10 protein-coding genes and 3 pseudogenes are annotated in these 22,973 nt (G+C 39.4%); 6 read left to right on the forward strand and 7 right to left on the reverse strand.

Annotation, left to right across the window (positions count from 1 at the left end):
• Positions 1-89 precede the first annotated feature (89 nt).
• Together HGR01_RS37185 and HGR01_RS37190 are read left to right on the forward strand one after the other, a co-directional pair.
• Entirely contained in the window at positions 90-1,199 is a 1,110-nt protein-coding gene (locus tag HGR01_RS37185; RefSeq protein ID WP_045873799.1) for a hypothetical protein, read from the forward strand.
• Positions 1,200-1,294: 95 nt separating this feature from the next.
• Positions 1,295-1,423: pseudogene (locus HGR01_RS37190) on the forward strand (GIY-YIG nuclease family protein); the annotation flags it as partial.
• Between the two features lie 77 nt (positions 1,424-1,500).
• Here HGR01_RS37190 and HGR01_RS37195 read toward each other — a convergent pair.
• From HGR01_RS37195 to HGR01_RS37215, 5 genes and pseudogenes are all read right to left on the reverse strand, one after another.
• A pseudogene (locus HGR01_RS37195) lies at positions 1,501-1,611 on the reverse strand (IS701 family transposase); the annotation flags it as partial.
• 118 nt (positions 1,612-1,729) lie between these two features.
• Positions 1,730-2,185 (reverse strand): WD40 repeat domain-containing protein, encoded by a 456-nt coding sequence (locus tag HGR01_RS37200; protein WP_045873800.1) that lies wholly within the window; start codon positions 2,183-2,185, stop codon positions 1,730-1,732.
• A 46-nt stretch (positions 2,186-2,231) separates the two neighbouring features.
• Positions 2,232-6,278: a caspase family protein gene (locus tag HGR01_RS37205; RefSeq protein WP_052335392.1), complete on the reverse strand. Its 4,047-nt coding sequence runs from the start codon at positions 6,276-6,278 to the stop codon at positions 2,232-2,234.
• 278 nt (positions 6,279-6,556) lie between these two features.
• Entirely contained in the window at positions 6,557-11,686 is a 5,130-nt protein-coding gene (locus HGR01_RS37210) for a caspase family protein (protein WP_045873801.1), read from the reverse strand.
• A 167-nt stretch (positions 11,687-11,853) separates the two neighbouring features.
• Positions 11,854-14,814: a trypsin-like peptidase domain-containing protein gene (locus tag HGR01_RS37215; RefSeq protein ID WP_052335393.1), complete on the reverse strand. Its 2,961-nt coding sequence runs from the start codon at positions 14,812-14,814 to the stop codon at positions 11,854-11,856.
• 54 nt (positions 14,815-14,868) lie between these two features.
• On the opposite strand from HGR01_RS37215, the gene HGR01_RS37220 reads away from it, so the two are divergent.
• The 3 genes and pseudogenes from HGR01_RS37220 to HGR01_RS37230 form a co-directional block, all read left to right on the forward strand.
• On the forward strand, positions 14,869-15,336 hold the full coding sequence (locus HGR01_RS37220; RefSeq protein ID WP_062243189.1) for a hypothetical protein: 468 nt from the start codon (positions 14,869-14,871) through the stop codon (positions 15,334-15,336).
• Positions 15,337-15,349: 13 nt separating this feature from the next.
• Positions 15,350-16,873, forward strand: a complete 1,524-nt coding sequence (locus HGR01_RS37225; protein ID WP_045873803.1) for a hypothetical protein — start codon at positions 15,350-15,352, stop codon at positions 16,871-16,873.
• 34 nt (positions 16,874-16,907) lie between these two features.
• Positions 16,908-17,111, forward strand: a pseudogene (locus tag HGR01_RS37230) (transposase); the annotation flags it as partial.
• Here the strand turns inward: HGR01_RS37230 and HGR01_RS37235 are convergent.
• On the reverse strand, positions 17,081-20,944 hold the full coding sequence (locus HGR01_RS37235) for a tetratricopeptide repeat protein (protein ID WP_045873804.1): 3,864 nt from the start codon (positions 20,942-20,944) through the stop codon (positions 17,081-17,083). The pseudogene HGR01_RS37230 and the gene HGR01_RS37235 overlap by 31 nt on opposite strands.
• A gap of 184 nt (positions 20,945-21,128) precedes the next feature.
• Complete coding sequence (locus HGR01_RS37240; RefSeq protein WP_228045070.1) at positions 21,129-21,656, reverse strand: hypothetical protein; 528 nt, start codon at positions 21,654-21,656, stop codon at positions 21,129-21,131.
• Between the two features lie 143 nt (positions 21,657-21,799).
• Between HGR01_RS37240 and HGR01_RS37245 the strand changes: the two genes are divergently transcribed.
• Complete coding sequence (locus HGR01_RS37245) at positions 21,800-22,882, forward strand: tyrosine-type recombinase/integrase (protein ID WP_045873806.1); 1,083 nt, start codon at positions 21,800-21,802, stop codon at positions 22,880-22,882.
• The last annotated feature ends 91 nt before the right edge of the window (positions 22,883-22,973 follow it).

Below are 22,973 nucleotides of genomic sequence, written 5' to 3' on the forward strand. Positions count from 1 at the left end.
GCAGAGGCACCCGGCCTTTAATTTCTGGTGGTCTTTTAAGACCAACGAGCTTTTAAGACCAACGAAATTAATGCAAAGTGAATCTTATCATGCCAGGAACTATCACATCAATCTCTTATCTCCAAAAACATCAATTAGATCCAAATCCAACCGCACATATCGAAACCAGCAGTCTGGAATATTTGCACGCCGCTTTCCTACTCTACGAATACAAAACCACCTACAGCAAGAAAGAATACCGAACCTTGCTCGATACATACGGTTGGGACAAAGGAAGCTCTGAGGAAAAACAAGCGCTCAAAATAGCCGAAAACTTCCAAGAATTTTTAACTTGTCCTCAACACCTAGCCGCAATTCCAGTAACAATACTTCTCAGGTTGTGTTCTCCTCAATACAAGCCAATTATCAGTCAGCTACAAGATTATCCAATTGGGGGATTAACCTGCAAACTGGTACTGGAGTTAATCGAAGAGAGGAAAGCCCTCCTTAAAACCCAAAAGCAGGAACAACAAAAGCAGATATCAATCTGGCGCAGAACTCCAAAAGGCGATCGCTACTGTCAATTCCCTCCTCAGTGGGAAGAAGACCACCAAACAGGGGTACTTACACAGGAATTGATCGACGGATATGGGCTACTCCCTCAGCAAATTCTTCGTGAAGCGATCGCAGATTATCACGCCAAAATCAAATCCCAAGAAAAAGAGCAGTCCCAGGAAGAGACTGCTGAATCTAAAGTGCTTGAGTCGAGTATGATTCCACAATTAGAAACATCCCCAACAGAGATAGAAAAAGCTCTAGAAGTTAATCCCAGACTAAAACAAAACGAACAAACCAGCACTAGTAACGCTACAGAACAGCAGCCAGTTGGAGAAGAAGTGTTAATGCTGACAGAAAAACTCAAATCAGCTACCAGTTATTATCAAATTAGAAGTGCTATATACAGGCATCTGGCTGTTAAAGATGAAGCTTGGAAGCAGCTTTCCCCAGAAGAACAGTTAAGAATTAAAAGATTGTTTCCCCAGGAAATATTAGCTCTCCAAACAGCCAGAGAAGCATGTTTAATTATTGACTACTATGAGTTAGAAACTGGCTGGTTCCAAGTATTTATTGCAGGTGAAGATAAGCCTGTAAGCATTAGTAAATCAAATTTAATTAGTTGGGTACAAGAACAAGAAAGACTCAACTGCGTCACTACGTAAACCACCACAATCAGCTAACGCTTCAGCTTTCAAGTTAATCTAAAAAAGCATAAATGGAATTGTCAGGAAAGATACCCTCAATTCCTTGCTGCTACATGATTGAGCTATCTCGTCCGCTTGGAAATGAGAAACATCAAGCTCGTTACTACTTAGGTTCATGCGCGAACCTCAAGAAAAGATTTCAGCAGCATCTACAAGGATCTGGCGCAGCATTTACTCGTGCTGCGATAAAACGCGGCATCGAATTCAAAATTGTCCACGTATGGAAGACTTCAAGTAAACAAGAAGTCCGTCAATTTTCCATTATTTCTGCCAGACGGGTGCAACCTGGGTACTTTGATTCCGCCAGTAGAAACAGAGTATAAGTGTTGAGGTCACACTTGGCTGTGGATGGTTTGGTAGTCGCTCTGATAGTCCCAACCTGCTGATAGAGATGACTTAAATTATCCGTCTTTCAAGTCCCTACAATTTCTTGAGTGCCTGTTTTATCCTTATTGCTCTTACTCCACTTCTTGTCTAATTCGTCAACGCTAAGTTCTATAAGATTCATCATTTAAATATTGTTGCCATTCTTCTGGTGTCAAATTTCGCGTTAGATGGTTACAAGCTTCTTGAATTAAGTCTTCTGCTCTCCAGAGCCAAACTTTTACCGTGCCATCATTACTTGTTGTAGCTAAGTATTTTCCATCTGAGCTAAAAACTACTGTCTTAATATCATTATTAGTCAACCGTGAAATTTCTCGACCACTAGGAACTTCCCATATCCTTGCAGTTTTATCTGCACTTGCTGTTGCTAAATATTTACTATCTGGACTGAATGCGACAGAGTATACATAACCTTCATGTCTCATACAAGTTATTTCTTTACCGTTAGTAAATTCCCATATCCTTGCAGTTTTATCTGCACTTGCTGTTGCTACATATTGGTGATTTGGACTGAATACAACAGTGGATAAATCATTTGTCGGAAAATAAATTTTAAACATAAATTTAAATATTTTTTAATTTCGATAAAAAAGATGAAACAAAACTTTAATCAATATTCTCATGAGCTATTTGTATAATTTTATTTTCATTACCCAAACTCCAAATTATGGCAACACCATCAGACCTTGCTATAGCTAAGTATAAATTTTCTTCATCACAGCTAAGAGTAACATTATTAACTTTAATTTGTCTATCGTTATTTTGTTTAACTACTGTTACTTCTGTTTCTTCATAGGTAATATACTTGGATTCTTCTTGGCTTAGAACCTCCCAAACCTGATTAGCAGTATTTTGGTTTGTCTGCGAGTGAGCTATTTTATCTTCAATAGACAGTACACGTATTTCCCACATTCTATTATTAAGAGTTTCTATTGCAATAGCTAAATACTTCCCATCTGGGCTAAAAATCAAACTACGTATAAGCTTGCCTAAGTCTTTACCTTTTATCAAAACTAATGACTCACTTGTGTAATCTTTCCATCTTTTTATATACAGCGTATTATCTTTAATTACTGTAGCTATATATTCTCCATTTGGGCTAAAACATAACAACTTTACAGGCATATCATAAACAATGTGAGATACAAGTTCTTTCCCATTGTTTATGTTCCATATTTGAATGTTTTTGTTTTCATATATAGTGGCTAAATGTTTGCAATCTGGACTAAAAACAGATCCACACATAATTTCATTATTAATAGATTGTACATCTTTAGTTTTATAGTCAATAGAAGTAACTTCTGGCATACAATCCAACTTCCATATTTGAGCAGAAGAACTGGCTATTATATGGTCTTCATTGTAAACAGGGCTGAAAACTATTTTATGAACATAAGTATCATGATTTATTCGCGCAGATTCTTGCCCACTATCAATTTGCCATATATGCGTAATTCCAGATCTACCTGTTGTCGCTAGATATTTCCCATCAGGGCTGAAAGCAAGAGAGTATAAAATATCTGTATGAGGTATACGAATTATTTCTTTTCTGGTAATGATATCCCATACACTTACAGTATATTTTTGCTTAGATAAGTCATTAACTGCTGTTGCTAGATAACTTCCATCAGGACTAAAAACAACAATAGAAACTTCTTCTTGTTCTATGCTTTTGAACTCTTGCTCGCTATCCCACATCACAAAAATAACCTGATTTTTATATGACAGTGCTAAACACTCTAAATTAGGGTGTAAAGCAATGGCACTAATCTCACTTTCAGAAATAAGTTTTCTTATTGGAGTTAATTTTCTATTTATTAATTGCCAAAATATTACTTGGCTTTTATGAACTATAGCATTAACTTGAGGGTCAAAGTAAGATAATGGTAAAACTGCTACAATATAATTCCTAGAGGCGCAAAAATCAATATCTATTATTATTGTTCGTAAAGTTTCACTACTTATTGCCTTACCCGTTAATAATTCCCAAACCCAAATAGTATGATAATCGTATTGATATGCATTGTTAATAAAAGATTCATTACTAATAGTAACTAAATAATCGTCATCAATGAAAAAAGATGAAGAAATAGAAAAGTTATAATTATGAGAATTAAGCGGAGGTGAAATTTGTTTTCTATGTTTTAGAGACTTAAGAAGTATGTTACTATTCCACTGCCATATTTGAACAGTATCTTCTTCTTGATGAACAGCTAAAAGATTGCTATCTAAACTGAATGATATAGCTGTTGTCATATTTTTATATTCATTTTTTAAATTTAATAGAGGACGAGCTAGTAGACTTAATCCTTGTCTTAAAGCCTGATCTGTTTCTACAGAGTGATAGCGTTTCACAGATTCTACAGCTAGTAAAACACTACGTTCTAGTAAACGAGGTTGTTGATTTCGTAGTAGTTCTGATTGTGCTGCTAATTGGCGTGCAAGAGCAATTTTACGCTGTTCTTCTGCTTCTTCATATAACTTTTTCCAATGCAGTTCTTGCTGAATTTGATACTCTTGACTGTTTTGAATAAACTCTTTTGCTAAATTCGATAGAGGCACAGTATCTACCTCATTATGAAGAAATTTCTCGATTTCAGCTAACCTTAACCCTGTTAATAAATAATCCTGAGATTTCTCTTTATCTTGCCACTCTTCTGCCGCAGCCTGAATCTTGCGCTCAGTTCTAATCGCCTCCCGATTATTATCCAGCAACTCCCTCAACCTTGACCAATGGCGAATCAAAGCTTCATGAGCCACATCCACTACCGCCACCTTTTCTTTACCTCTGCGTTGTTCGCTAGTCACAATTAACTTGGCTTTTGCCAGTTTTTGAATTACTTGCTCTACCAACTGTGCAGATTTACTCAAAGAAACTAAATCTCGCTGCGGAACTTGCTTGCGCGTGTCTGGTGTCCCTTCTCCTAACTGAGTCAAATTAATAAAAATCAAGTCTGCTATTTTTTGTTCTTCAACTGACAATTCTTTGTAAGTTTGTTCTGCCAAATTTTCTAGAGTTTTTCTGACTCCACCTAATTGGTGATAACTATCTAATTTCAACCAATTGAATGTTTGCCGTTGCCAAAGCTGCTCTAAAGTATATGACAACAAAGGCAGCATTCCCGGCTCGGCTTCTTGTGTTGGTTGTTCTACTGCAATTCCTAAGTCTTGGAGAATAGCATTAATTAAATTTTCCTCAATCTTCCGTCCTAATTTGGCGGCTGGTTCGCGAATTGCTCGCTGTAACTCTTCCACAGACATGGGAGTTACCATCACTAAATTGCTTTCAATTAAATCAGCCAGTTCATGATGTGCCGCACACTTACCTAAAAAATCATCGCGCATGGCAAATATGAGGCAGAGTTTATCTGCTGTTTGTTGCAGCGCTCCTAATAAACTAGCAATAAACTGCTGGCGATCGCTTAGATTTTGACACACTGTAAAAATCTCTTCAAACTGATCGATAATTAGTAGAGTGCGGGGCGAGCGCGATGCTTTAATTAATCTTGCTAGTCCTGTTGCTCCTTCATTTATTGCATCTTCGGCTATTTTTAACTGTTCTGCGCGTTGGATATCTGTGGCTGACTCATCCAAAAAAGCCGTTGCTAAACTTACCAAAGGTTGTTCTGCGGGAGTAAAAATCCGAATTTTCCATTCCTCTGTTCCCGGTAATCGTCGCTGTTGCTGTAATTGATAAATTAACCCCGCCCGCAATAGAGAAGATTTACCACTCCCCGATACCCCCAAGACTGCTAAAAAATTTCCCTTCCCCACCTGAATACTTTGAATCAGCTTTTGAGTTAATAGTTCTCGCCCATAAAAATAATCAGCATCTGCAACTTCAAAAAAGCGTAACCCTTTGTAAGGACAAACTCCATCGGGGATATCGATCAGAACATCTTCCCGTTCACCAGTAAGAATAATTTCTTGGTTGGGGTTATACCATATCGGCTGTTGAGGAGTATCTTTCAGGGTTTGGGCAATATACTCAATCAATTTGTCATTGTTAACCAAACCATCTGGCTGTTGTCTGGGATCTAGTCCTTGCCAAAGTGCTTTGGAAAATACTCCATGCTTACCATCAATATCTTCCTCAGCCAGTTCAAATTCTCTCGATGCAGCAATCAAAAACCGTGTTTGTTTTTGTAGTGATGTCCCTAAATCTGCTTGGGCAAAATTGAAGAGTTCTCCACTGTAGCAGCAATCTAGCCAAACAATTTGCTGCTTGACGGGGCTTTTTTGCAACAGTTCTCCCAACCATCGCAAAGAAACACCCCACTGATTTTTTCGCGGAGCGACATCGCTGCTAGCCAAAAACCCTTCAGTTACACCGCCGCGATTTTTACGTAAACCATGACCGATAAAATATAACAGGGCTGTTTCGGGAATACTTGCGCCTACTGGGTTAAATAATTGAATAATTGCATCTTCTAAAGTATCAGACTTGACCAAGCCCTCAGATGCGACTTGACGCTGTTCGCCCTGAAGCACTTCTGGTAGCCGCCGCACGCGAAAATCACCATATTCTTCTAATCGTTGGGCGATCGCTTCGGCGTTGTTAGCAGCAGACACAAGATGTTTGGCTTTGCTTGTTGGAGTATCCTTGAGAAAAGGATACTGATTAATTCCTACTACCAGCGCGTCTCGACTCATGAGAATGATTTAACACAGTTGAGTTAAGGATAATCATGGGTTGGATTGTAGCAAGACCTCGAACGGTATGAAACTAAACCCAACAAATCCTGAAAATATTGCGTTAGTCTACTACCAAGAGCGAACTGCAATCAATAAGTTGTTATAATTCGCTGGCGAGCGCCTGACCAATACGCTTGAGACGTTGCAAAATAGCATACTAATCTCTTTTCGATTCTGTAATTGCTACTGCCTGTGTTATCGCATCTTCACTTTTGAGTTTCTTCTTTTCTATTACTTTAGTCTTGTCCAGCTTTGTTGAGTAGTTCCTCCATTCCGCGCATATCCAACTTCAAAAAACGGTCTTGTAAGTTGATAGCACGCTGGATTAGTTTTGGATCGTCAGTTTCATCAGCTTCTCGTAAAATTTCGTTTAATGCTGCAATTAATGGTTCTGTTCGCCACAAGAGACTTACATTCATCCTACTTTCAAATTTTGCTGCCAGTGTTTCAGTTAATTCCAGTGCTGATAAAGGGTTTCGTCGCGATTCGTAGCCTAGCCATTCAAGAAACCCATCAAAATCAATATCTCTTGCAGATGCTGGAAGTGCTTCAAGAAATGCCAGCGCAAACTCTCGCCTGATGCAGGCTCTTTTGGTTTCTTCTTCAAAACATCTATCAATCTTGCCAATAATCTCCTGTGATATATTTTTATAACCTAAAATATTAATAAGTCCAGTAATGCAATTTTCTGTATGTTCTTTTAATTCTAAATTTGCTATAAATACTTGAGTTACTCCTTGCCAAGCCGCATTACTGTTGGTTTTTACTAAAGTGGCAAATAATTGTTCCTGGCTGATGTGTCCAGCCAAGCTTGCTAATGTAGAAAGTCGTCCCCAAATATCACCAGCTTCTTCCATACCTTCATACAAAAGACGATTTAGGTAGGGGGCAACTATATCAAAATTGTGGTGATATTGGTAATAAAAGCATAACTCTGTATATTTCCATAAATGAGGTTGAGGTTCTTTGAAAACATCAGCCAATAATTGCCATCCCAAATCAGGGTTTTTGTGAATCAAAAAGGGAAGATGTTGGAGAATAGGAATCCGTGCATAAATCGCTGCATCCCGTGCAGCATGACGCAGCAGTAACAATAACAAATCGGGGACAGGTTGTTCTTTTTCTAACAATCTGTTGCACAATTTAATAGCACTTTCGGCTGCAACTCTATGTACTGATGCTGTATTCAGAATATCGTGACTGTTTACCCTGATTTTTCTATCCTCAGGGTATTTACTGTAAAGCCAGAAAAGTAATAATGATAAGCGTTCGACTGATTCACTATCAGTTAAAACATCACAACAAGCTTCCAATGCGTAGCGAACTGTCTGGCCTTCTTCCCAAATTACAAAGTAGCGTTCCAACCAATTGAGTAAAATAGATGCGATCGCTTCTCCTTCTGGAAGGGGTTCGATGGGTTCCCATTGCTGTGGTGGTTGAAAATTTCCAAAGCGATAGTGCAGGTGAAATGCGATTCCTTCTACTAAAGCACATACATAATCTTGATGCAGATTTTCTCGGATAAAACTTGTCAATAACCCGATAAAACGTTCTGGATGCAGGGAACAAGCATCACGTAATACCCCTTTAACTTCGCTCAAACCACCAATCATATCTCTGTTGAATATATTTCTATTTTCATATGCTTTGTAGTAATTTAGTAACTGAAAAATACTTTTATCTGATAGCTTCAGAAAATCTTGCGAAGATAAAGGTGGTATGACAATACCACCCCAACTATAAATATTTGGTTCTGGGCTAGTGTAGCCAAAATAGTTTTGCAAACTGTCTACAAATTCCTGTATCTCTAAGCCTCGGAAAATGGATGGAATTGAGAGGCATAAGTCGTACAATCCACGATATTCTCGAAAAGAATATTCTTGTTCATATTCTCTTGTTTCAGAAATCAGCGACAAAATCATCGCTTGATTAGCTGTTTGTGCTGATTCTGAGATTTTAGGGTAAGTCATTTGCATTAGTTCGCCTAGTTCGTAGCTTAGGTCACTATGGTGGAAAAGTTTGTCATCTTGTAACAGACTTTCTACCCCACAGATATAAGCTTTAAAGAAACGACTTAGAAATAAAGCGCTTGCTAAACAATTAATATTAAGAATAAAAATCCAAAACTTAATTGAGTGGGAATAACGAATATTTTCTTTGTATGCTTCAATAACAAAGTAACGAATAGCTAATTCCTGAGAGTTTCGCAATCGGACTTCATTTTCTATCCACCAAGCTTTATTGTGACGAGCACGATGCTTAAGTGCTTTTTCCACACCATCAAGTAAAATGTTTATGTTATCACAAGGATGGATGTCACGCTGGCTGTGTCTAATTTCCCATGAGGTATGGCGTAAAAACTCGCCATGCAATTTATCTTCTCCGTATCTAGCTACACTAACAGCACTCCAATCTTCTAATTCATTTAACACTAAAGTCAGCAACGTATCGGATTGGCAAAGGCGGACTTCCAAAAATTTATCATTATGGAAATCATGAGGCATACAACGCAGCTTATCAGCCAAATTCCAACCGTACACATCTTCTGATGAAACATTTTTGGTAATGTATTTCCACAATAATGTATCTCCTGTATTGGTGAACTGCACCCACCGACTAAGCAAACTGCCAAGAAAATCGTGTTCTTCTATCTCGAAATCTTCAATCAGAGTTTCTAGTAATTCCTTTATACCTGGAGCATTCCATGCTTCAAAATTGGTCAACATGGAACAGATACTTCTAGCAAGATTTTGTGGGTTTATCCATTGTTGAGCGATCGTTTGTCTCCAAAATGCCACTACTTCCGCAGGATATTTATTCATCCATGCTTCCAACCATTGGACAAATTGAAGCAACCAGGTTTCCCGCTCCTGTGCTAACTTGGCTTCAGGCAACCAGTGTTGTGTAATAATATTCCACCAAGTGCCGTTGTTTGCTCGCCATAGTAAGCGTCGAAATAAATCGGGATAATTTTGGAAAATTCGGCGAAGCGATCGCCAATCTTCCTCAACTGGTTCTATTTCAGCAAAAGACTCGCTTACAAGCCGCTTAACGTGATATGCAATTTCATCGTGGGATAATACTTCCCATACTTGCCGCCTAAAAGCATCCGGTTGATATGCACGCAGGTAAAAGAAAAACGCTCGAACTGCTGGACGAATAAAGGGAAGTTGGGGATGTTCGAGGATGAATTGTGCCAAAGTTTGGTTTTTAGCCCGTGTAGCTCGAACAGTAAGACAATCTGCTAATGTTTTGTGGCTAAACTCTAGAATTCCAGGGGAAGTTTCCAGCAGCACTTCCTGGCTAATTAATTGCCTGACGGTATCTTCGCTTGCTCCAAAAGATACTTTACTATATGACTGAGTTCTTTGCTGCATTAACTGTTCAGCCATATTTTGCAAAGCGTCTATAGCCTCAGTGCCGAGTGTTGAATTTTTAACTACCACTTCCTCAAGGAAGCTGTTGTAAAGTTCATAAGCCGATGCTGGTTGTGATGAAACACCGAGTTTTGCTAGTCTTTCATAAATCCGCAAGTTTTGAGGTATTTGCAATAATGACCGTAATACCGGAGTCATCTTAGAAACATCAACCTGCCAGTCGATCAAGAACGACTTAACTTGAGTGTCGAAATCTAGTGGTTGTAGATTGATTTTATGTTGCCAGGAACGTCCTCGAAGTAAAGGGTCATACTCCAGGTCAAAATTGCGACAGGCAACAATCACCGTAACTCCCTCAAGTTTTTCTAGTCGGTCGATAATTCCCAGAAAAACCTTGAGAGAACCATGCTGACGACTGAGAGATAAAACATCAAGGGAGTCAATAATTACCACAACTTTGCGGTAATCAGCTAGACGCGCACATTGACCAACGATATCTTCAGGTAAGCCGTGCGCTATTAATTCCTGTTCGCTGCTAATATTTGTAAAATTATCACCTTTAATAAATAGAAGTCCCCAAACCGATGCTTTTTCCTGCTCAATGTTATCAGCAAGGTCGAGCAACATACAGGTTTTACCGCTTCCGGGACGGTCTATTAGTAAAATTGTTCGGCTTCCCTGCTCGATTAGTTCGATAATTTGGGGTAGCTCGGAACGAGGAATTTTTTTACCGTCTATTTTGCGTAACCAATATCTTCCGATACTAGAAGCACTATTAAAGTTGGCAAGGATTTCTGCCTCACTGCGCTTTGGTGTTGGGTTTAATTCATGTTTAGCTAATTCAGCTAATATATCCGAGCGAGTAATTTTGTATTTTGTGTCTCTTAAATGGGTATTGTTATTGTGATTGTTATTCTGTATGTAGCGTTCTAGTACCAGCATCGCCAGCTTTGAGTTTGGTACAAGTCGCTCTAAATCTAATTGATTTTGATGCTCCCAGTTTTCAGTGTCCTGAGTTTGTATAAAACTTGAATTACCATCTTTATAAAAAACAACAATATTATTAGCCACCACCGACAAGTTTTTCCCAGGTATCGCTGTTGAATCAACTTGGATGCTTTCGATTGCATCATCCTCTAAGAGTCGAATCAGCCAATGCAATAGTATCTGCAATTGTTTTGTGGAGGTGTTACCAACAGTGGCTTCCTCGTAGGGTTTAGCCTTTCCTTGAATCAGTTTAATAACTTCGCCGTGGTTGCTTATCAGTGGGGTCTGGGGAATTTTTGTTTGCTCATAGTATGCTTGTAGCTTCTGCTCAACGGAAACTGCTAGCGTCCGGTTTGTAATCCAGTCTCCTTCTGGAACTAAATGGGGGTTAAGTCCTGCTAGAAGTGCGCCTGTAAATACCCCATGTTTATCATCTAACTGCTGATAGGCAACTTCATAGTCACGGGATGCAGCAATCAAAAAGCGATCGGACTCCGAACTATGCCTTCCTAGTTCGGTATCTTTAAAATTGAGTAATTCTCCAGCAAAACAGCAATCTAGCCAGACAATTTGTTGTGGTACTTTACTTTGCTGTAATATTTTCCATAACCATTGCAGAGATACACCCCATTGACTTTTTCTAGGACTGACATCACTGGTTGCTAAGAAACCTTCTATTAAACCGTTCAAATCCTCTCTGATTCCATGCCCTGCAAAAAACAGTAGTGCTGTTTCTGGTATTTTTGTACTTTTTGGTAAAAATAGGTCAGCTATAGCTTGTTTCAACGTACCTGCGTCAACGGTTGTGCTTGGATCTACTTGTAGTCGTTCATCAATTATGATGTTGGGAAACCGTTTAACTCGGAAGTCACCGTGGTTTTCTAAAAGTTGGGCGATCGCTTCTGCGTCAGTTGCAGGGGTAGTGAGATGTTTGTAGTTACCTGTTGAATCTTTGAGAAAAGAATATTTATTAATACCTACTACTAAAGCATCTCGTCTCATGTGAGCAGTGTTAGATTAAGTTTTTTATTTAAAAATAAATTATAGCAATGAGGCCATATTGTAGCCCAACAGTTAATGAGTATTATTACTAGTGTAGCTCAATAAATTTTAACAATAATAAAGGTTAATTACGACAGCTAAGGTATCTCAACTCTGATTGGTATTAATTAACTATTAATAAAGTGCAAGCAAGCGTAAATCTCCGGAGCGTTTATCTTCAAATCGTCTAATACAGCTATCATGCTCGTACCCTGACTTCGCAAATAGCGTTCCTCTGTACCAGGTTCCAATAGCATCCCACCACTGTGGTGAATAGCAACTACCTCGAAGTTAACGTTAAATACAGGAGAACCTGATGAGCCTGGAGACGTACATCTAGTATATTGAACTACATCATTATCTACGTAAGTAACATTGGAGAGCATTGAAATTTTTTTAAGATGTCCTTGTGGATGGTGAATAATTGCTAATTCTTCTTTGAGCTTTAATTGCTGATTATTGAGGATTAAGGGTTTACTAAATTTAGGCACATCTTTTAAAGTTACAACTGTGTAGTTTAGTCCAATATTTGTATAAAATTTACCTTCTGGTAATAGCTGAACAGTTTGTGTAGTGCATTCTTTACCAGTTATATCTAGTTGATAATTAAAAGTAAACCTACTTTGTTTTGCTTCATCCAGGCTACTAATAACATGATTACACGTCATTAATAAATCCTGTGCAATCATAAAACCTGTAGCAAAATTCTGCTTACCCGTATTGCCAATTTCCACTAAAATTCTAACAACGGCTTTGGCCGATTCAGTAGCTAAATTCAGTTTATAAATATCGGAAGAAGGCGAAACATAAGGATACTCTTTATCTCCAGTTTCTTTTCGATCCACTGACTTTTTTTTATCTTTGTAATCATTGCTCCATTTGTAAAAATTTTTTGCTAATGGCTCTAGATCCGGTTCCAGATTTAGCCATTCCTCCCTAACCCTTGTTAGTAATCCTCCCATCATCAAGTCTTCATCCTGCCTACCATTGGCATCCCATATTTGTAATGCATCGTCCAAGCGATCACGTAGCCTAAGTATTTGTCTGTACTTATCTCGCCATTGCTCAAACTCTTCCCATCCCGACATTAATGCTTCATGAATAAGGTCAATTATTTGGATCTTTTCTAAATATTTTCCAAACAAAATTTCTACTTCTGATGTTACTAACAATCGCCATTTTATTAATTCTTCTATCAGTTGACTTAAAACTACCTGTTGTTGTGAATCCTCTCCAGCAATTGCCATTAATTTAGTTTTTGGTTGTGGTTGGCGAGTATCTTTAACTCCTTCACCAGTTCGTAGCAACTTTAAGAAAAGTCGCCGAATCAATTCTTGCTCTTGAGGTTGGCGTTTTTGTGAAGGAGATGCTGACTTATAATCTGTATAATTGTAAATTTGTTGGGCGTGACGATTTAGTGCCCCCATTACACCACCCATTTTTTGATAAGCGTGCAAGGTTAATAGTTGAGAATTATATTCTGTATTTCCGGTAGTATTAATATTGCGCTTTTCCCAGAGTTCCATTAGGGTAAACTGCAATAGTGGTAAACTTCCAGGGGATTTTTGGACATCAGCAATCATCTGGATTACTAATGTTTCTTCCAAGCCTAAGCCAACTTGTGATGCAGGTTCTTTAATCGCTTCGGTTAATTCCTCTGTTGTCATGGGAGTTACCGTTACCAAATCTTGCTGAATTTGCTTGGCTAATTTGGGATATGCTGCACACTCACCAACAAAATCTGCTCTGATCGTAATTACCAAACATAGCTTATTATTAGAGCTTTCCACTGCACCCAACAAGCAGTCAAAAAATTGCTGTCGTGCCTTAATATCTTGGCAGAGGGTAAAAACTTCCTCAAACTGGTCAACTACTAATACAACCCGACTATACTTTTCAATGTCTTCAGCAATAAAATCTTGTAATCTGTCAGCACCATTATCTCTAAGCTCTTTTTCTAAAAGCTGAATAAGCATTTTTTTGCTATCTTTGCCAGTAAACGCTTCTGCTAAAGAGTACAACGGATTATCTCCAGGTCGAATCACTGGCATAATTTTCCATTCATTGCTACCAGACAATCTTTGCCCTAACTTTAATTGATAAAGTAGCCCTGCTTTCACTACCGAAGACTTCCCACAACCTGATGCTCCCATCACGGCTATAAAGTTACCTGGCCTTAATTTTTCTAGTAATTCATCAGTCAGTGCAGTCCGTCCATAAAAATATTTGGGGTCTTCATCATTAAATTCAAAAGCAGCCAATCCTTTATAGGGGCAAATATTATTTTGTAACAGATTGAAAACTACTACCTTAGATTGTTTAGTTCCTTGGATCAGTTTTATCTCTCCCCCCGAATTGTTGTATGACGGACGCTGAGGAAAGGTTCGTAATTTCTCATCATTTTCTAGCTGTTGAATAATAAAATCAGTCAAACTGTAGTTATTAATCCACTGACTAACTTCATAGCGTTGTGGGTCTAGACCTTTTAATAAAAGACTGGTCAATATACCATGTTCTGCATTTCCATAAGCAACAGATGCATCACCACAAGCCGCAATAAAACAGCGATCGCGTCCTTGTCCCCTTTCTCCTGGGTATGCTTCCTGGAAATTGATAAATTTCTCGTTGATTAACTCACCACTATGGCAGCAGTCAAGCCAAATAATTTGTTGCTTTACCGGACTTAATATCAATAATTCCTGTAACCAACTTAACGATACACCCCAAATATCTTTCCGTGGGCTGGCATTACTAGTTGCTAAAAAGCCTTTTATTATCCCTCCACAACTATCTCGCAGTCCGTGTCCGGCAAAGTAAAATAAAGCTGTATCAGGCACATCATTACCTTGGGGATTAAACAGGTCTGCGATCGCTTCTTGCAGCCTTCGTGGAGTAATTAGCTGCTCGTTAGATTGCTTTTCATCAACACTAAGAAATCCTTCCTCATATTTGGAAGGTAATCGTTTGGCTCTAAAACCACCGTATTTTTCGAGTAAACGAGCAATCTGCTCGGCATCACTAGCCGGAGTGTCCAGTTTTTTTAGTTCAGTATAATTATTTATACCAACAACTAGAGCCTGTCGCAGCATGATTTGTGTTTAGCGCTAGTATTATTTAAGACTATAGCTTATTTGGTTAATTCTATGGCTGAATCACCTAAAATCACTTTACTAGCTCTGCTTATCGCCTTAGAACAATTACCAACCTCTCTTACCTCAGATGAACAAGAAGCTTTGGAAACCACTGCTTCCCAACTATACCTTGACCCCGATGACTGGGATTTTATTAAAGAAGGATTAATTGCAACCATTGAGTCCAACCCGGCTCTGTATCAAAACTATCAAACAGCTTTAACTCAATTACAGTCAGTTAGCGGTAATATTCCTTCAGCGCAAATGCCTACCCAGAAGGAATTAGAAACAGAATTAATCAGTGATAATAACCAACCTACGACTTTCGGCTACTTTGAAGGAGAACCAGATCGCGAAAGTGATGAGATTTTGAATGTAACAATTAATGTATTAACCAGGAAAGACCCAGACAAAGCAGCGAAAAAGCTAAGTTTTCTCAAGCGTCTGCAAAACTGGCTCCCGAAACAACAAAACTCCTGATAGCATCAACTTTATGAGTGAACTTATTTATCCTACCTTGGATTTATTTATCTATGACCTGCGGGATGGGTTGGGAGACAACAACGCAGACATAACTGCTAATCAGGAATATTTTTTACGCAGATTTCCCGAACGACTTCACCCTTTACTCAAACAACGAGATGCTATAGAAGCTGAATATGTTGAACTTTTGGGGAACCGAGGTAGAGAAACCTTTGACAGCAGTACAAAACAGCATAGTTTGAAGGGTTGGTATTACCCAGTGCGCTTGGGGGATAGTTACGGATTACTGTTAGACTGTTCTGTTGAGCATTCCTTGGGAAATGTGCAGCAGGGTAAAAATGAGGCTTTGCCTATTAGTTGTTTTGGCGATCTAAAAGCGGAAATAGAAAACAGATTAGCCAATACCCACACCACCATTGGACAGGTATGGATGCTATCGGGACAACTCTCGAATTTTACTCCAGATAAAGCAGAAATTATCGCTAAAGAATGCAGTAAAGTAAGCGCACGTAGTTTAAATGTGAATTTGGAATTTCGCGATAAAAGTCCATTCTTTGGCGGAATGTTATTTGAGTTTTACAATTACCGCTTGCAGATACCATCTAAGTTACAAAATAGTCTCAATATTCAAGATATTCAGGATAATCACTACGTTATTATTGCTATTTATCCAGATGCCAAAACTGCCAGGAAAGCTGCTGAATTTAACTTTGACTGGCTGCGTTTGTTTGCTTATCGCAGTAAAATTCTCTGGGCCTATGGTCAAAGTCAGTATTTGAAAAATAAATTACGCGATGATTTTGTTGCTATCCAGCAATACCAAAAGGACTTTAACAAAGCCAAGTCTGGTAAGTTAGATTTAAATAAACTGCGTCAAACTTTAGTTAATGCTCAGGAAACGCTTTGGCGTTATTCTGTTAACCTAAACTACCTTGCTACTCAAAAACGTACCATTGAAATTAATCTCCTCAATTATGAAAGACGGCTAGCTATAATTCAGCAAAAGCTAAATACACAGCAAGATTCTATTGATTTGGACTTACTACAGCAAGTAATTGAAAAACAATTAGAATCCATCAAACAAAAAATTACTAATTTACAAACCCCTAGTAATTTGGAATTTCTCCATAAATTTATTGAAGAAATAAGACTCAAATATTTAGAACAAGTTAAAAATGACTATGAAAGCTTGAATGTTGGTGTGATATTATTAACTGACTTGATTAATGCAATTCGGGGGGTAACCGAGATAGAAAGCTCGGAACGCGATCGCACTTTCCAAAGTACCATTGCAATTGTTGGTGTTGGCTTGGCTGCTAGTTCGTTCGTTGCTTCCATCGCTGGGCAATTTCCCGGTACTACAAATCCCCAGGAAGCCGCAAAATACCCTGTTGGTTCACTAGTATCTAGCTTGGGGGTTCCAGAACCTTGGCTTTCTCCTGCTGTGTCTGCAACGATTAGTTTGGGAGTTGGGATATTGGCTGCGTTTGTTACTTGGTTGGGAATTAAAGTGTTTGAATCTCTCCAGAATTAACGGGTATTGTTTGGGGGAGTAGTCTAAAATTGATGTATTTAGACGCAAGTGGTCAAGCATCTATAAGGCGCTACAAGATAGCAGGCCACAGCGACAGAAATTGATGCAGCTATATATCAAACAGATACCAACTGTGAAGCGACCTTTATTGGCAGGAGATCATACGAACTGGTCACGACCAGATGCAGTAACACTACAAGAAAGAACTTATGAACATAGTGGCACATCCATAGCCGGAAGAGTATCTCGCACTGACCAAATTGCAGAGCATATTTCTCCCTCACATTCATGACCTGTTACCTCTTGCCAAATGATGTTAAATTCAGTTTCTCCCAAGTACTGGAGAATATGAGCTAAATCATTTATAAGTAAATCAACCCATTCTTGATAATTCTGCCCATCTATAATTAAAGCTTGCAGATAAAATTTTAGTGAATCTGACCAAAGATATTGAGTTTTTGATATATCACCCAAACCTCTCAATGTTAATGGAACTTTATACCAATCTTGGAAATGATTAAAAATCATAAAAGCTTTTTGGTAAAAATTAAAAGCAAGTTCAAACAGTTGTTGTGCCTGCGCTATTATAGCTAATAATAAATAATCATCAGATGCTTTGTACCAATCCTCAAACTCTTCTCTAATTTCTAAAGCTTTTTGGCAATAAATAATTGCATGTTCAAATAATTGATGCTGGTGTAACATGAGACCTAACTGATGATAGACAGTTGCTAATTTATCCCTGTTTTCTGTCTCCTTAAAAATACTCAAAGCTTTTTGATAATAGGCTATAGCATCGTCAAGCTTATGCTGTGTTGTCGCAACATTACCCAATTGAAGATATTCATCAGCTGCGTTACACCAATCTTTTGCATCTTCGTAAATTTTTAAAGATTTGTGATAATACTTAGTTGATTCTTCATCTTGACCCTGTAAATGTTTTATGTTTCCTATCTCGTGATATATAGATGCAGCCTGATAACAATCCCCAAAGTGTTCGTAAATTCTCACGGCTTCTTTAGAATGACTAATTGCTTGTTCATATTGTCGTTGCTCTCTCGCTATCTCAGCTAATTTAGAATATGCATCTCCTACCTTATATAAATCCTTCACGTTCTCATATATCTTTAAAGCTCGTTGAGAATAATCTATAGCTTTAGAAAATTGCCTTTGTGTTTTTGCTAGTTCGCTTATGTTTAGATAAATACCAGCTGCCCTATGAAAATCTCCTGATGATTCTCTTATATTTAATGCTGTTTGTAAATTAACACTCGCCGTATCAAAATCTCTCAGTTTTATTGCTATACCAGCTAAATTATTACTCAATGTTGCAATACCATCATTTACTGATGCACTATTTAATGACACAAGTTCATTTAAAACTTGTTGGTAAATAAGCTTTGCTTTTTCGTAATCATGAATAGCTGAGGCTTCATTAGCTATATTATTTTGTAAATACATCCATAAATCAAAGGCTGCATCACCTTTTTCTTTGACATATTTGAGCTTTGTACCAATTCTATTAAGTATTCTCTGTCGCAATGAATTAAATTCTTGTTTTCGAGACCATCGTTTATATATCTCTCCTAATATACTTAAAATTAACCGAACAATATGCCAATCCTGCTTTTTCTCTGCAAGATATAGCATGTGCAAAAAATTAGATTCTTCTATTCGCAACATTAAACTAGTGCTTTCAGGATTGCAAATAATTTCATTTGCATAGTTTTCTGCTAATGCTGCATAAAACATGAGTAAATATTTTTCAAGTTCCTGAATTTTTACATTATTAGCAATAGCATTCAGTTTTTGGCGTAAATACCAAGGTAGTGCAGGGTGAATTTTATAAACTTTTGATCCTAAATATTCTAATATCCCGACCTCTGTTGCTTCATCAAGAATCTGTTGCCAATCAGATGCTTTTACATTATTATGCCCAAAAACATTTCTATATGCATGTTCGACTTCGCTACCAGGTTTTCCTACAAAGATACTAAGCCAATATTCATAAACTCGTTCAGAAAATAATCCCAAAAAAGGTAAATGTCTCCTCGCTTTCTTCGACAACTTGCTAAACGAATAATCCAACGAAGCTGTCAGCGACTTATCCCTTCCGACTTCAGTTTTTTTTTCCAAACTATTCAACCCCTGACGCAAAGCCTCAATTACCTGCGTTGGTGTCTGCGATCGCAGATGTGGCAAAACCACCCGCAATGAAAACGGATGTCCCCCCAGTAATTTCAACAAATCTAAATACTCTTCGGGCAGGTTTTTTATCTCCACACCCAGCGATCGCAAAATCTTCGCTGCAAATTCCTGGGCATCGACAGGTGATAATCCCTGCAAATTTACCAAACTGTACCCACAATCGAGCCAAGTTTCTTCACGACGGCTGGTAATCAACACCCAAGTTTTTCCACCACGCAATTCCTTAAGAAAGCGCTTTAAATCATCTAGCTCATCTGCACTCAACAACGGCTCATTCCTCTCCGGAAAACCCGCCACTGGTTCAAAATTATCCCAAATCAACAAACAAGGCTGAGATTGTAGATATTTTAATACTGCTCGTTGTTGTTGCTCTGCTGCATATTGGGAAAACTTGTTTCCCCAAGCCGCCCTTCCTACTTCATTTACAACCCGACTCAACGATGCACCAGACTCAAAGAAAGTAAAGAATATTTTTTCTCGCCCCTGGGTTTCCTCCAACCACCGCGCAAATCCTGCGGTTAGCTCAGTTTTTCCAACCCCACCCATACCTTGTAACAAAACGACATTATTTTGGCGAAACGCCCGCTCTAACCTTAAAATATCGTAATCTCGCCCTATAAAGCCGTAGCGCCCCTGTTCTGGAAACCCCACCAAATTACTGACAGGCTCCTCTAGGAAGTTCTCAATATCAAGAATATCTTCCGTAGAATTACTAGTTGGCACAAACGGCGTGCAGGTTTCTTGCTGATACAACACCGGAACTATCCAGTCAGCCAAAGGGAAATCACCTTTAGGACTAGGACGCAGGCGTTGATTTATAACCTGTCTTCGCGCTGCTGCCACCGCAGTTGATACATCGGTTCCCAATACCAATTGCTGATAAAACCGCCCAATAAAATGTTTCGCTGCTTCCACCTGCACGTTATAAGACATCGCTACCACACCTTTCGCCCCCAAGGACACTAAGCGTGTCGCCACTGAAGAAAAACTACCATCTCCCTCCTGTGCAGATTTGCAGGCATTCAAAACAAAAATTGGTACACGACAATCATTTAAACTTTGAGCAATTTGGGTCGCTGTGATAATTTGCGGCGAACCATCAATATTTTCAAATACCAACACCCCCTGTCCTTTACTGCCAAAGGAATATTGAAATCCGGTGCTATCTGGGTCAAAGTTACCATGCCCATCAAAATGCACTATGTGGTAAAAACCTTTGTGTGCATTCAGTTCCCGCTCAAATTCTTCAAAGCTGGGTGGACGCAAAACCTTGAGGTTGACATACTTTTGAATCGGTTTTAGCGCCTCCAACAGGGGACGGGCAATAGTTTTGAGAGCTACATCTTTTTCACCATAGGGACGTGCAATTACCAGCAAAATATTTAACTTATCTTGGGGTAATTTTCCCATCTCTGCCCTTACTGGATGACCGCTTAAACTGCGATACATCCCAGCCAAAGATGGTGCGAGAAATTGATAGTCAAGAGAATATAGTAACTCCCAAGGCAAATTTAACACTGTGGGGTCATCGGAGGAAATATTAATTTCGCACTTATCCAACCCTTCTCTAGTCGCTTCACAGAAAAAATCCCAGGCTTTGGTGTTGCGAGGAAAGACTAACTCAAACAACCTCTGTCCCCATTCTTGGAACTTATGCTCGATTTTCTTCGCTTTATTAGGAAAGATGCCATAGGGAAAGGGTAAAAACTTTTCTAGATACCAGCGCAAATCGGTAAGCGTCTCCTCATCAAAGGGATGCTCAAAGCTTACAGGGGGTGCAGAACGCGGTGCAGAGAGTCCCCGTTGCCAAGAAAGTTGGATTTTGCCGTCTTGATGAGTAATCCGCAACCAATTTTGCGCCATACTTACCCCCATGAGTGATTATTTTGATGTTAGCTTCAATTGATGGGAATATTTATGCACTTTCAGCCAGTCATTGCCATGCTTATTCCCATGATGAAACTTCAGATTGAGCTATCCTCTCCTGAAGACTGTTCACTTACTGTACTGCCTGCCTGCTGAAGCAATTCCACTGCCGAAGCCAGTTTCAAAAACCCCCAACATCTTCTCCTCCCAAACTACCTGAGCCTTCCCCAAAAATCCAGTCGCTATTACTGTCGGCATCACCTTCGCCATCCACTTGAAGATTTAAGGAAGGTATTAGCTGTTCAATTTGGCTTTCAAGTCGGGAGATCGCCAACGTTAAAGAAGCAAGTTGCTCCCTATCCTTCTTAATTTCATTTGAAATCCCCACCCGTAATTGATTTAACCGCTCTTGGAGGGTATGTACTTCCGTTTTGGTCGCAGAAGGAATATTCACCTTCTCTTCCAGGACGGCGATTTGAGCTTTCAAAGCTTCAATTTCGGCAGCAGTTGCACTATCTACACTATCGGGACTCTCTTCCATGAGTGCTTGTTTAATGCAAGCCAGCACAAACTCTTTAAAAGTTAAGCGCAACTCCTCAGCACGCTGCTTGGCCTGCTTCACCAACTCCCGGTCTTCTTCAGACAGAAGTTTTATATTTATCTGTGGATAATCGACCATCACGTATCCCAACACGGCTAATACCATCATCGCATATGGGATATCCGCGTATATACGATATAGATGATTCTAGATGAGCAATTTAATCGTGTCCTGGAAACAACTATCATAAAGATACCGGGAATTACAGTTCTCGGCATCATAATTATCAGTGGGGGTTGGGGAATTTTATTATGGAAAATTTACCCGTCAAAAGCGTGGAATCACTTGCTGTGGAGGTGGTGACTCTACCGCTTGATGAAGCTCGTGTCGCGCTTGTGGATTATTATTTTCCCAACCGCCAGAAAATTAATTCGACACAGCAGCTAATTGAGCTATGGGTGCATTCTGTCACTATCAAAAGCGACCAAACGCGACGGGCATATCGGCAAATTGGTTATGAGCTTGTCGATTATATGCAGTCGCGGTTTGGGATATCTGATTTGAGGATGGTAACGTTATTCCATCTACACGCTTATCTGGCTTGGCTCAAGGATGAAAAGCCAGTACGGGGAAAGAAAAATACTTATGGAATTAGTAAAAATACTGCGGCTAAGTACACGGCGGCGATTAAAAGTTTGTGGGAATGGGGTACTAGAGCTTCTATTGGTTATTTTGCGATCGACTTGGGCAAGGACTTAAGCATCCAGTGGGACGATAAGCTCGCAGAGCGCATTCTGTCGGAACGCGAGATTGCTAAGTTGGAAAAAGCGGCGATGGCAGTAGACTTACAACACAACACTAATAAGATGCATTGGCTGCTGTTTACTCTCATGTTTTACAGTGGGGTGAGGGCGGGAGAAATTGCCCGGCAAACTTCTGATTATGGTAAGCGCGTAATTACGCCGGGATTATTTTGGCGACAGTTTCGGGAGGATGGGGACTGTCTATTGTTAACTGTGACGGGAAAACGAAATAAAACCAGAACTATTAGTCTCGATCCGGAGACGAGTACGGTGTTACTGGATTATCGTGGGGATGCAAGCAACGATCGGCCGGTGTTTCCTAGTCCCAGCCGGCGGGATAGGGGTAAACCTTTAAGCGATCGCGGGTTGCGACTGATGATGGAGGAAATTTCTGCTTGTGCGGGAATTAAGTTCAGCGCCCACTTTTTGCGCCACACCCACGCAACGCTGGCTAAGAAAAATGGAGCTTCTGATTTTGACTTGCAAGCAGATTTGGGTCATGCTTCCCCGGCGACAACTGCAAAGTACATTCACCACGTCGGGCGTGTTGGGACTTCTCACGCACTGCGTAAAAAAAGCAAACATAGGTAATAAAAAACGTAGGTGTACCCTACCCTTACGGGGAAGCCACTCCAGAAGGTATCGCCTCCGCTGGGCGGTTCGGCCATCGCACTCATACGCT

The organism is Tolypothrix sp. PCC 7712 (assembly GCF_025860405.1).
GTDB classification, from domain to species: Bacteria; Cyanobacteriota; Cyanobacteriia; order Cyanobacteriales; family Nostocaceae; genus Aulosira; species Aulosira diplosiphon.